9 protein-coding genes and 1 riboswitch are annotated in these 12889 nt (G+C 73.0%); all 9 genes read right to left on the minus strand.

Annotation, left to right across the window (positions count from 1 at the left end):
- Positions 1 to 4: 4 nt before the first annotated feature.
- On the minus strand, positions 5 to 736 hold the full coding sequence (cobI, locus tag G3I77_RS06075) for a precorrin-2 C(20)-methyltransferase (RefSeq protein ID WP_248501553.1): 732 nt from the start codon (positions 734 to 736) through the stop codon (positions 5 to 7).
- A complete protein-coding gene (locus G3I77_RS06080) occupies positions 733 to 2196 on the minus strand; it encodes a cobyrinate a,c-diamide synthase (protein WP_248501554.1) in 1464 nt (487 codons plus the stop codon). Before G3I77_RS06080 ends, cobI begins: the two co-directional genes overlap by 4 nt.
- Positions 2193 to 2792, minus strand: a complete 600-nt coding sequence (cobO, locus tag G3I77_RS06085) for a cob(I)yrinic acid a,c-diamide adenosyltransferase (RefSeq protein WP_248501555.1) — start codon at positions 2790 to 2792, stop codon at positions 2193 to 2195. The genes G3I77_RS06080 and cobO overlap by 4 nt, the downstream gene beginning before the upstream one ends.
- Entirely contained in the window at positions 2792 to 4789 is a 1998-nt protein-coding gene (locus G3I77_RS06090; protein ID WP_248501556.1) for a putative cobaltochelatase, read from the minus strand. Before G3I77_RS06090 ends, cobO begins: the two co-directional genes overlap by 1 nt.
- Positions 4786 to 8442 carry a cobaltochelatase subunit CobN gene (gene cobN, locus G3I77_RS06095; protein WP_248501557.1) on the minus strand — a complete coding sequence of 1219 codons (3657 nt, stop codon included), beginning with the start codon at positions 8440 to 8442 and terminating at the stop codon, positions 4786 to 4788. The genes G3I77_RS06090 and cobN overlap by 4 nt, the downstream gene beginning before the upstream one ends.
- Positions 8439 to 9947, minus strand: a complete 1509-nt coding sequence (locus G3I77_RS06100; RefSeq protein ID WP_248501558.1) for a cobyric acid synthase — start codon at positions 9945 to 9947, stop codon at positions 8439 to 8441. Before G3I77_RS06100 ends, cobN begins: the two co-directional genes overlap by 4 nt.
- Before the next feature lies 1 nt (position 9948).
- Positions 9949 to 10884 carry a cobalamin biosynthesis protein gene (locus tag G3I77_RS06105; protein WP_248501559.1) on the minus strand — a complete coding sequence of 312 codons (936 nt, stop codon included), beginning with the start codon at positions 10882 to 10884 and terminating at the stop codon, positions 9949 to 9951.
- 99 nt (positions 10885 to 10983) lie between these two features.
- A riboswitch (cobalamin riboswitch) is annotated at positions 10984 to 11142 on the minus strand.
- A 116-nt stretch (positions 11143 to 11258) separates the two neighbouring features.
- Positions 11259 to 11480, minus strand: a complete 222-nt coding sequence (locus G3I77_RS06110) for a hypothetical protein (RefSeq protein WP_031108151.1) — start codon at positions 11478 to 11480, stop codon at positions 11259 to 11261.
- Between the two features lie 33 nt (positions 11481 to 11513).
- Positions 11514 to 12767, minus strand: coding sequence for an inorganic phosphate transporter (locus G3I77_RS06115; RefSeq protein WP_248501560.1), 1254 nt, complete (start codon positions 12765 to 12767; stop codon positions 11514 to 11516).
- Between the last annotated feature and the right edge of the window lie 122 nt (positions 12768 to 12889).

Consider the following 12889-nt stretch of genomic DNA (forward strand, 5'->3'; position numbering starts at 1 on the left):
CGCGTCAGAGCTTTCCGCCCCGTCCGCCGTCGCGCCGGGCGGGTGCGATGAGCGTCGACAGATAGGGCAGGGGCGCGTCGTCGAGCTCGGCGGCCGGACGTACGGACTCCTCCGGCAGGCCGAGCGCCGACCCCCACACGGCGTCGGCGAGCCGCCCGGTCTCCCGCAGCGCCTCGGCGACCTCGTGCGCCTGCCGCCCGAACTTGTAGGCGACCACGGTCCCGGGCCCGGCCAGGGCGTCCTTCAGCACGGCCGCTCCGGCGGTGACGGGCACGAGCGTGAGCGGCTCGGTGCCTTCGGTCAGCACGGCTCCCGACCGGGCGGCGAGGTCCTGCATGGCGGTGATCCCGGGCACGGTCTCGACGACGGTCCCCGGCACCAGCTCGGCGATGGTCTGCGCGAGGTAGGTGAACGTCGAGTAGACGTTGGGGTCCCCGATGGTCGCGAAGGCCACCGACGGGTGCTGCCGCAGCAACGCGGCGACCCGCTCGCCGGCCGCGTCCCAGGCGGCCTCGCGCCGCCCCCGGTCGCTGCGCTCGTTCAGCGCGAACACCACCCGGACGACCTTCTCCTCGGGCACGTAGTGCAGCACCGTCGCCTCGGCCCGGCCGCGCTCCCCGCTGTCCATCACGGGGACCACCACGACATCGGCCGCCCGCAGGGCGTTCACGCCCTTCACGGTCACCAGCTCCGGATCCCCGGGCCCTACCCCGACTCCGACCAGCCTGCTGCTCATGACGTCCGGCACCTCTCCACGAACCGACGGGCGACACCGGGCTCGGACGCCCAGTGCGTGTGCAGATAGCTCGCGTGCACACCGCGCTGTACGAAACCTTCGACCCGCGGCCGGGGGCTGCGGATCCCCCAGGCGGGCTCCGCCCCCGAGCCGGGCTCCACGACGGTCCGGTGGAACTCGTGGCCCCGCATCCGGGTCCCGGCCGCCGCGAGCACACTGTCGCCCACGGCCACGGCGCCCCGGTAGCCCAGAGTGAGCCGCTCGGTCATCCGTGCCCCGGCGTCCAGCACCCCGCACATCGGCAGCCCGTCCAGCTCCCGGCACAGATACAGCAGCCCGGCACACTCGGCGGCAATGGGAGCGCCGCTCTCCGCCAGCCCGGCGACGGCCTTGCGCAGGGGTGCGTTGGCGGACAGCTCGGCGGCATACACCTCGGGGAATCCGCCCCCGATGACCAACCCGCTCGTCCCTTCGGGCAGTTCCTCGTCCCGCAGCGGATCGAACGGCACGACGTCGGCACCGGCGGCGGTGAGGAGTTCGGTGTGTTCGGCGTAGGAGAAGGTGAACGCCTCACCCCCGGCAACGGCGACCACCGGCCTGTCCGGCGCTTGAGGACGAGGCCGTTCAGGCCGACCGGGGGTTCGGGGGGCGGAGCCCACCGGCGGGGTCGAAGGGGCGGAGCGAGTGGAGGACGGGAAGGGCAGGGGCGGCGGGGGCGAGGAGACGACCTCGGCCGCATCCCAGGCCGCCCCCGACAACGCTCCCGCACTCCGCGCCAGCCCCGTCAACGCGTCCAGATCACACCCGTCGGAGACCTGTGCGGCCATCGCCGCCACGGCCTCCACCGCGGCAGCGTGCCGCTCGGCGACCGGCACCAGCCCCAGATGCCGCGACGGCGTGTCCACCTGCGCAGCCCGCCGCAAGACACCCAGCACCGGCACCCCGGCCTGCTCCAGCGCCTCCCGCAGCAAATCCTCGTGCCGGTCCGAGGCGACCTTGTTCAGGATCACGCCCCCGACCCGCACCTCCGGATCCCACGACGCGAACCCGTGCACCAGCGCCGCCACCGACCGGGACTGCGACGACGCGTCGACGACCAGCACCACCGGCGCCCGCAGCAGCTTCGCGACATGGGCCGTGGACGCGAGTTCGCCCTCACCCGCGGCCCCGTCGTACAGCCCCATCACGCCCTCGACGACGGCGATGTCACACCCCCGTGCCCCGTGCAGGAACAGCGGCCCGACCAGCTCGGGCCCGCACAGGTACGCGTCGAGGTTCCGTCCCACCCGCCCGGTCGCGAGCGCGTGATACCCGGGGTCGATGTAGTCCGGCCCGACCTTGTGCCCAGACACGGCGAGCCCCCGCGCGGCGAACGCGGCCATCAACCCCGTGGCGACGGTGGTCTTGCCGCTGCCCGACGAGGGCGCGGCGATGACCAGCCGAGGGACGGAAGCACTCACCACTCGATGCCCCTCTGGCCCTTCTGGCCCACGTCCATCGGGTGCTTGACCTTGGACATGTCGGTCACGAGATCGGCGAAGTCCACGAGCTTCTCGGGCGCGTTCCGCCCGGTGATCACCACATGCTGGGTGCCGGGCCGGTTCCGCAGGACGTCGACCACCTCATCGGTGTCGACCCATCCCCAGTGCATCGGGTAGGCGAACTCGTCCAGCACGTACAGCTGGTACGTCTCGGCGGCCAGGTCCCGCTTGACCTGCTCCCAGCCCTCCCGGGCCTTCTCCTCGTTGTCCATCTGGGCGTCCCGCTGGACCCAGGACCAGCCCTCGCCCATCTTGTGCCAGGCGACGGACCCGCCCTCGCCGGAGTCCCCGAGCACCCGCAGCGCCCGTTCCTCGCCGACCTTCCACTTCGCCGACTTGACGAACTGGAACACCCCGATCGGCCACCCCTGGTTCCAGGCCCGCAGCGCGAGCCCGAAGGCGGCGGTGGACTTGCCCTTGCCGACGCCCGTGTGCACGACGACCAGCGGCCGGTTCCGGCGCTGCCGTGTGGTCAGCCCGTCGTCCGGCACCACACTCGGCTGTCCCTGTGGCATTACGCGGCCCTCCTCTGCACGTCCTTCACGAGCCCGGCGATGCTGTCCGCCCGCAGCTCGTCCAATGTCACGGCCGTACCGCCCAGTTCACCCGCGAGCTGCCCGGCGAGCCCCAACCGCACCGGCCCCGACTCGCAGTCCACGACGACCGAGGCGACACCGTCGGCCGCGAACAGCCGGGCCGCACGCCCGGCCAGGGCGACCGGCTCCGGGCCGCCGGTGGCCCGCCCGTCCGTCACCAGCACGACCAGGGGCCGCCGCGCGGGATCGCGCAGCCGCTCCACGCGCAGCACGTCGTGCGCCCGCAGCAACCCCGCGGCGAGCGGCGTGCGCCCGCCGGTCGGCAGCGTCTCCAGCCGGGCCGCCGCCGCGTCCACCGACGAGGTCGGCGGCAGCGCGACGTCCGCGCCCGAGCCGCGGAAGGTCACCAGGCCCACCTTGTCGCGCCGCTGGTAGGCGTCCAGCAGCAGCGACAGCACGGCGCCCTTCACGGCGCTCATCCGCTGCCGCGCCGCCATCGACCCCGAGGCGTCCACGACGAACAGCACGAGATTGCCCTCGCGTCCCTCGCGGGAGGCCTGCCGCAGATCGTCCCGGCGCACCACCAGGCCCGGCCCGGACCGCCCGCGCGCCCGCTGGTGCGGTGCCGCGGCCTGCACGGTCGCCGCCAGGTGCAGCTTGGTGAGCGCGCCCCGCGGCCGACGGGCCCCGGTCGTCCGCCCGTGCTCGGTCCGCGCCCGCGAACGCCGCCCGGCGGCGCCCTCGCCGATCCCGGGCACGCTCAGCACCTTGGTGCGGAACGGCTCGGAGGCGCGTGCGGCCGACTGCTCGCCGGCCCCCGAGGGCTGCGGCTGCCCGTCCTCACCGGCCTCGGGCCGGGCCGCGGTGTCGCCGTCGCCCTGCGGCGCGTCGTCGGGTTCCGGCTGTCCGCCGCCCCCGCCGGGCCCGTCAGGGCCTGGGTCCGGATCCGGATCGTCGTCGTCCGGACCGCCGAACTCCTCCAGGGTCTCGTCGAGCTTTTCCTCGTCCAGTCCCGGCGCGTCGAAGGGGTTGCGCCGCCGCCGGTGCGGCAGCGCGAGCAGCGCCGCCTGCCGGACGTCCTCGGCGAGCACCTCGGTGCGCCCGGCCCAGGCCGCCAGCGCGGTGGCGGTCCGCGCCATCACGATGTCCGCGCGCATGCCGTCGACCTCGAACGCCGCACAGGTCGCCGCGATCTGCCGCAGCGCCCCGTCGCCCAGCCGCACGGACGGCAGCAGCTCCCGCGCGGCGATGATCCGCGCCCGTACGGCGGCCTCCTCCTCGGCCCAGCGCGCGGTGAACCCGGCCGGGTCATCGTCGTAGGCCAGCCGCCGCCGCACGACCTCCACCCGCTGGTCGGGCTCCCGCGAGGCCGCGACCTCCACGGTCAGCCCGAACCGGTCGAGCAACTGCGGCCGCAGCTCGCCCTCTTCGGGGTTCATGGTGCCGACGAGCAGGAACCGCGCGGCGTGCCGCACCGAGACGCCCTCGCGCTCGACGTACGAGGCGCCCATCGCGGCCGCGTCCAGCAGCAGGTCGACCAGGTGGTCGTGGAGGAGGTTGACCTCGTCGACGTAGAGGATCCCGCGGTGCGCGTCGGCGAGCAGGCCGGGTTCGAAGGCCTTCACGCCCTCCGAGAGGGCCCGCTCGATGTCCAGTGCGCCGACCAGCCGGTCCTCGGAGGCGCCGACGGGCAGTTCGACCATGCGCGCGGCCCGGGTCTCGAACGCCCCCGGCTCGTGCGGCCCGTCCGGGCAGCCGGGGTCGGGGGAGCCGGGGTCGCAGGAGAAGCGGCAGCCGGAGACGACGTCCAGCGTCGGCATGAGCGCCGACAGCGCCCGCACCGCGGTCGACTTGGCCGTGCCCTTCTCGCCGCGCACCAGCACACCGCCGACCGCCGGGGACACCGCGTTCAACAGCAGCGCGAGCCGCAGGTCGTCCTGGCCCACGACGGCCGTGAACGGAAAGGGGGTGGTCACTTCTCGTCGCCCTCCAAGTCGCCTTCGAGTTCCAGATAGGTGGCCCGCAGCCGTTCCAGCGTCTCCGCGTCCGGCTCGGCCCACAGTCCGCGCTCCGCGGCCTCCAGCAGCCGCTCGGTGATGCCGCGCAGCGCCCAGGGGTTGGACTTCTTCATGAAGTCCCGGTTCTCCGGGTCGAAGACGTACTCGGCGCTGAGCTTCTCGTACATCCAGTCGTCCACGACCCCGGCCGTGGCGTCGTAGCCGAACAGGTAGTCCACGGTCGCCGCCATCTCGAAGGCGCCCTTGTAGCCGTGCCGCCGCATCGCCGCCATCCAGCGCGGGTTGACCACCCGGGCGCGGAAGACGCGGTGCGTCTCCTCGCCGAGCGTGCGGGTCTTCACCTGGTCCGGGGTGGCCGAGTCACCGACGTACGCCTCGGGGCTGGTGCCCGTCAGGTGCCGCACCATGGCGACCATGCCGCCGTGGTACTGGAAGTAGTCGTCGGCGTCGACGAGGTCGTGCTCACGGGTGTCGACGTTCTTCGCGGCGACGGCGATCCGCTTGAACGCCGTCTCCATGTCGCCGCGCGCGGCCCGCCCGTCGAGCCCCCGGCCGTAGGCGTAGCCGCCCCACACCGCGTACACCTCGGCGAGGTCCGCGTCGGAGCGCCAGTTGCGGGCGTCGATCAGCGGCAGCAGACCGGCCCCGTACGCCCCCGGCTTGGAGCCGAAGATGCGGGCCGTGGCCCGGCGGCGGTCGCCGTGCTCGGCGGTGTCCTGGTCGGCGTGGGCCCGGACGTAGTTGGACTCCGCCGGCTCGTCCAGGTCGGCGACCGTGCGCACCGCGTCGTCGATCAGCCCCACCACGTGCGGGAACGCGTCCCGGAAGAAGCCCGAGATGCGGACCGTCACGTCGATGCGGGGCCGGCCGAGCTCAGCCAGGGGGACCACCTCGAACCCGGTCACGCGCCGCGAGGCGTCGTCCCACACCGGCCGGCAGCCCAGCAGCGCCAGGATCTCGGCGATGTCGTCGCCCTGGGTGCGCATCGCCGAGGTGCCCCACACCGTCAGGCCGACGGACGTGGGGTACTCGCCGGTGTCCTCCAGATACCGCTGCACCAGCGAGTCCGCGAGCGACTGCCCGACCTCCCAGCTCAGCCGGGACGGAATGGCCTTGGGGTCGACGGAGTAGAAGTTCCGGCCCGTCGGCAGGACGTTGACGAGCCCGCGGGTCGGCGAACCGGAGGGACCGGCCGGGACGTAGCCGCCGTTCAGCGCCCGCAGGATGTGCCCGATCTCGTCGGTGGTCTTCTCCAGCCGGGGCACGACCTCGGTGCAGGCGAACTCCAGCACGGCGACGGCGTCGGGCAGTTCGGTGCCGAGGACCTCCCGGACCAGCGGCGCGCTCTCGGCGACCGCCCAGCCGCGCTCCTCCATGCCCTCCGCGATCCGTCGGCACAGCTGCTCCAGCAGGTCGATCGCGTCGGCGGCGCTGCGCGACGGGCCGTCCACCAGGTCCGTCAGCTCCACCGGCACCTTCACCGGAGCGCCCGGCTCGGCCAGCAGCTCCTTCTCCACCAGCCCGAAGTGCAGCGCCAGCGACGCCCGCAGCCCCGGCAGCGCGTTGGCCTGCCCGCCCCACACCTGCGAGGCGCGCAGCACGGCCAGCACGAGGTTGACGCGCGGTTCGGCGACCGGCCCGCCGCCCAGGATGTGCAGCCCGTCGCGGATCTGCACGTCCTTGATCTCGCACAGATAGCCGTCGATGTGCATGACGAACTCGTCGAACGCCTCGTCGTCCGGCTGCTCGTCGACATGCAGGTCGTGGTGGAGTTCGGCCGCCTTGACCAGCGTCCAGATCTGGGCGCGCACGGTCGGGGCCTTCGCCGGGTCCAGGTCGGAGACCAGCGCGTACTCGTCGAGCAGCTGCTCCAGCTTGGCCAGGTCGCCGTAGGTGTCGGCGCGGGCCATCGGCGGCACGAGGTGGTCGACGACCGTGGCGTGCCCGCGCCGCTTGGCCTGGGTGCCCTCACCCGGGTCGTTGACGATGAACGGGTAGATCAGCGGCAGGTCCCCGAGGACCGCGTCCGGGGCGCACCCCCCGCTGAGCCCGAGGCCCTTGCCCGGCAGCCACTCCATGGTGCCGTGCTTGCCCATGTGGACGATGGCGTCGGCGCCGAAACTGTTCTCCAGCCAGCGGTAGGCCGCCATGTAGTGGTGGGACGGCGGCATGTCCGGGTCGTGGTAGATCGCGATCGGGTTCTCGCCGAAGCCGCGGGGCGGCTGGATCATCACGACGACGTTCCCGAACTGCAGGGACGCCAGCACGATGTCGTCGCCGTCGGTGTAGAGGTTCCCCGGCGGCTCGCCCCACGCCTCGGTCATGGCGTCCTTGAGCTCCGGGTCGAGCTTCTCGAACCACGCCCGGTAGTCCGCCAGCGGCACCCGCGCGGGCGCGGCGGCCAGCTGCTCCTCCGTCAGCCACTCCACGTCGTGCCCGCCGGCGTTGATGAGCCGGTGGATCAGCTCGTCACCCTCGTCCGGATGCCCCTCGACCACGTACCCGGCGTCCCGCAGCGCGTCCAGCACCCGCACCGCCGAGGCCGGGGTGTCGAGCCCGACCGCGTTGCCGACCCGCGAGTGCTTGGTCGGGTACGCGGTGAAGACCAGCGCGAGCTTCTTGTCCGCGTTGTCCTTGTGCTTCAGCCGCGCGTGCCGTACGGCGATGCCGGCGACGCGCGAGGCACGCTCCGGGTCGGCGACGTAGACGGGCACGTCGTCCGGGCCCTGCTCCTTGAAGGAGAACGGCACGGTGATCAGCCGCCCGTCGAACTCCGGGATCGCCACCTGCATCGCGGCGTCCATGGGGGAGAGGGCGGCGTCCGAATCCGCCCAGGCCTGCCGCGAGGACGTCAGGCACAGGCCCTGCAGCACCGGGATGTCCAGCTCGGCGAGGGCGCCGATGTCCCAGGCCTCCTCGTCACCGCCGGCCGAGGCCTGCGAGGCGTGGGTGCCGCCGGCGGCGAGGACGGTGGCGACCAGGGTGTCCGCCTGCCCGAGGATCTCGTACAGCCCCGCGTCCGCCCCGCGCAGCGAACCGCAGTACACGGGCAGCGCGTTGGCGCCCCGCGCCTCGATCGCGTCGCACAGGGTGTCCACGAAAGCGGTGTTGCCGCTCAGCTCGTGGGCCCGGTAGAAGAGCACGCCGACGGTCGGACGGCCCTGAACGAGGGCGCGCTCGCCGTGGACGCCGTACTCCGGCATCTTCCGCGGCTCGACGAACCCCTCGCCCGTCAGCAGCACGGTGTCGGAGAGGAACCGGGCGAGTTCGGTGAGGTTCTCCGGCCCGCCCTCCACGAGGTATTTCAGCGCCTCGGCCACGACACCGGCCGGGACGGACGACTCGGCCATCAACTCCGCGTCCGGCACGGCCTCGCCGCCGAGCAGCACGGTGGGGATGCCGGAGGCCTTCAGCGCGGCGAGACCGTCCTCCCAGGCCCGCTTGCCGCCGAGCAGCCGGACGACGGCGATGCCCGCCCCGTCCAGCAGGGCCGGAAGCTCCTCCCGGACGTCCACGCGGGTCGGGTTGCCGATCCGGTAGTCGGCACCGGAGGCGGCCCGGGCCGCCAGCAGGTCCGTGTCGGCGGTCGACAACAACAACACTGTGCTCATGCGGGCGCTCCCGGTGGAATGAAGGGCAGTCCTTGCGGCGCGCCGGACTCGATGAGCCGCCACAGCGCGTCCGTGTCCGCGTGCTGTTCGATCAGGTCGCCGAGCCGGTCGAGCTGCTCCTCGCGCAGCGCGGCGAACGAGGTGTCCGGCGCGGGCACGAAGCGGCGGCCCGCGGCGGCCGCCACCTCGCGCAGAAAGGCCCGCCGGAAGCCGTCCGACTCCAGTGAGCCGTGCCAGTGCGTGCCCCAGGTCTGGCCGACCCGGCAGCCGTCCAGGAAGGGTGCTCCGCCGACGACGTCGGCGACCCCGTGGTGGATCTCGTAGCCCTCGACGCGTTCCCCGAGGGCCTCGCCCACCGGCCGCGTGAGGGTCTTCTCGCGGGCGAACCGCACCCGCACGGGCAGGACCCCGAGCCCGTCGACATGGCCCCTGCGGCTCTCGACGTCGTCCTCGATGTGCTCGCCGAGGATCTGGAAGCCGCCGCAGATGCCGAGGACGGGCCGCTGCTCGGCGGCCCTGCGGACCAGGGCGTCGGCGAGCCCCCGCTCGCGCAGCCACTCCAGCGCACGGACCGTCCCCCGGGTGCCGGGCACGATGACGAGGTCGGCGTCGGACAGCTCCTCCGGCCGGTCCACGAACCGCACCACGACCCCCGGCTCGGCGGCCAGGGCGTCCACGTCGGTGAAGTTGGACATCAGCGGCACGGCACAGACGGCGACGCGCAGCACGTCCTCGCCGACGGGCGGGGCCACGACCGACTCGCGCACCGCCCCCCGCAGGGAGACCCGCAGTCCGTCCTCCTCGTCGATCCCGAGCCCGTGCCGGAAGGGCAGCACGCCGTACGTCCGCCGCCCGGTGAGACCGAGCAGCATGTCGAGGCCCGGCTCCAGCAGGGAGACGTCCCCGCGGAACTTGTTGACGAGGAACCCGGCGACGCAACGCTGGTCCTCGGGCGACAGCAGCGCCACCGTCCCGAAGAACGAGGCGAACACACCGCCCCGGTCGATGTCGCCGACGACGAGCACGGGCAGCCCGGCGTTACGGGCGATCCCCATGTTCACGATGTCCGTCCGCCGCAGATTGATCTCGGCGGGAGAACCGGCCCCCTCACAGATCACCGCGTCATACGTGCCCCGCAACTGCTCAAGGCAGTCCAGCACCGTCCCGAGCAGCTGCCGCTGCCGGCCGCCGTGGTACCCGCGGGCACTCAGCTCCCCGACCGGTTTGCCCAGCAGCACGACCTGACTGCTCTGCTCGCCCCCGGGCTTGAGCAGCACGGGATTCATCAGCGCGGTCGGCTCGACCCGGCAGGCCTGTGCCTGCATGGCCTGCGCCCGCCCGATCTCGGCCCCCTCCTTCGTCACGAAGGAGTTCAGGGACATGTTCTGCGCCTTGAAGGGCGCGACCTTGACGCCCTGCCGCACCAGCCACCGGCAGATCCCGGCGGTCACGACGCTCTTGCCGGCGTCGGAGGTGGTGCCGGCGACGAGAAGCCCACCGCTCATGTCATTTCCCCCTCTTCAGCAACCGCGCACCGGCGCACACCCCGAGCGCGAGCCAGGTCACGCGCTTCGACAGCCGCACGGCCCGTTCGACGTCGTGCGTGCCGACGGCCCGCCCCTGCGTGTTCAGCACGGGCCGGTGCTCCACCCGCCCGCCGTACGAGAGCGTTCCGCCGAGCCGCACCCCGAGCGCCCCCGCGAACGAGGCCTCCACGGGACCGGCGTTGGGACTCGGATGCTTCGCCGCATCGGCCCGCCAGGCCCGCACGGCCCCCCGCGGATCCGGCCCTGCCAGCGCGGCGAGCACGGCGGTCAGCCGCGCGCCGGGCCACCCCGCGACATCGTCCAGCCGTGCGGAGGCCCACCCGTACCGGCGGTAGTGGGCCGACTTGTGCCCGACCATGGCGTCCAGGGTGTTGACGGCCCGGAACCCGAGCAGCCCCGGCACCCCGCCGACGGCCCCCCACACCAGCGCCCCCACCACCGCGTCGGAGGTGTTCTCGGCGACGGACTCGACCACGGCCCGGGCCATACCGTCGGCGTCGAGGGCCTGCGGGTCCCGGCCGCAGAGATGCGGCAGCCGGGCCCGGGCCGCCTCAAGGTCCCCGGCCTCCAGGGCACGCCCGACGGCCTGCGCCTCCCGGGCGAGCGACGTCCCCCCGACGACGGCCCAGGTGGCGGCACCGGTCAGAGCGACGGAGGCGACGGCGGACGTCCGCACGGCACGCGCGGCGGCGGAACCGAGGGCGACGGCCCCTGATGTACACACGACGGTGTGCAGCGCGCCCCACCCACGGTGGTCCCGCCACAACACCCGTTCCACGGCACCCGCGGCCCGCCCGAACGCGGCGACCGGATGCCCCCGGCGAGGATCACCGAGCAGCAGGTCACCGATCAGACCGGCGGCGGCGCCGTACGCGAAGACGCGACCGGCACCCATGGGCTCAGCCGGCCGGGAGGGCAGGCAGGGGTGGGGTGTTGAACCTCGATCGGCAGCCGCGCATGGCGATATATGTCCTCACTCAGGGTGTCCACGCCCTGGTTCGACGAGACCGGCGGTGAGAGTTCCTGGCTCCCGGGGATTGCTACCCCGGTGACAGTGGCGGGACCGCGCCGGACTCGCACCGGCTTCCTCTCCTGCCGCCGTATTGGCCCCGGCAGTCCACCACGGCCGGGAACCGCCGTCAACTTGCCGTTGACCTGCGAGGGGAGAGTGTGGAGAACCCCACATCACCCCCGAGGTACACACGACGACCGGGCGGCACAGGACCGAAGTCCCGTGCCGCCCGGCGGACACGACGTGCAGTCAGGCCCTCAGGCCACGATCAGATAGATCCCGTACCCCACAGCAGCCGCACACGCCGCGAAACACGCGTACGCTCCCGTGACCGCGAGCCCCGCGGACCCGCCCTCCGCCACCGCCCGCTCGCGGCGCGACAGGCCGGTGATGCCGAGGGTGAACAGGCCGACGAGGGCCACGGTGACCACGAGACTGACGCCGAAGACGGAGCCGAGGGCCGCCCAGTCGATCTTCATATCGGAGACTCTTCCTTGTAACCGGTGGGCGGGTCAGACCGTGGTGGTCGTGGTCGGTGTGCGTTCGGCGGTGGCCTGCGACGGGAACGCCGAGACCGGACCCTCCGACGCCGTGGCCGTACCACCCGCCGGGGGCGGCGTCACCGCGGCCATCGCCGTGGTCACCACACCGGCGGGCTCCGCCTCGTCGGTGTCGTTGACGTTGGTGTGGTCGACGACCTCACGCCGGGACAGCTTCCAGATCACCGCGCTGGAGGCGACGAGGAAGACGGCCACCACCGCGGTGCCCCAGTCGCCGAAGCCGGTGACGTACTCGGCGAGCGCGCCCACCAGCGCGGCCGCCGGCAGCGTCAGACCCCAGGCGACGAACATCCGCGTCGCGGTCGACCAGCGGACGACACCGCCCTTGCGGCCGAGCCCCGCGCCCATCACCGCGCCGGACACGGAGTGGGTGGTGGACAGGGAGAAACCGATGTGGGAGGAGGCCAGGATGACCGTGGCCGCGCTGGTCTGGGCGGCGAAGCCCTGCTGCGGCTGGAGGTCGGTCAGGCCCTTGCCCATGGTGCGGATGATGCGCCAGCCACCCAGGTACGTGCCGAGCGCGATGGCGAGACCCGCCGAGAGGATGACCCACATGGGCGGGTCGGAGTCGGGGGCGACGGCGCCGCCGGCGACCAGGGCGAGGGTGATGACACCCATCGTCTTCTGCGCGTCGTTGGTGCCGTGCGCCAGGGAGACCAGGCCCGCGGAGGCGATCTGGCCGGCCCGGTAGCCCTTCTTGGACGCCTCGCCGTCGGCCTTCCTGCCGAGGGAGTACGTCAGCCGCGTGGCGAGCAGCGCCGCGATGCCCGCGACCAGCGGGGCGGCGATCGCCGGGATCAGCACCTTGGTGACCAGCACGTCACCGTGCACCGCGCCGACGCCCGCCGAGGCGATCGCGGCACCGATGAGACCGCCCATGAGGGCGTGGGAGGAGCTGGACGGCAGGCCGACCAGCCAGGTCAGCAGGTTCCAGAGGATCGCGCCGACCAAGGCGGCGAAGATGACCTCGGGACGGATGCCGGCCTCGTCGACGAGGCCTTTGGAGATCGTGTTGGCGACTTCGACGGACAGGAAGGCGCCGACCAGGTTGAGGACAGCGGACATGGCCACCGCAGCCTTGGGCTTCATGGCGCCCGTGGAAATGGTCGTGGCCATCGCGTTCGCGGTGTCGTGGAAACCGTTCGTGAAATCGAACGCGAGAGCGGTTACCACCACAATCGCGAGGATCAGCGAGAAGCTTTCCATTTACCCAGGCAATCGTTCGAGGTCATTGGCCAGACGAACGTAGGCAATCTGAGTGAACGGAAGATGAACTGGGAGGGGCGTAGGGGTGACTGCAACGGGGGGCCGCCGTTCCGCCCCGGAAC

The sequence above is a fragment of the Streptomyces sp. D2-8 genome, assembly GCF_023184515.1.
Lineage (GTDB): Bacteria > Actinomycetota > Actinomycetes > Streptomycetales > Streptomycetaceae > Streptomyces.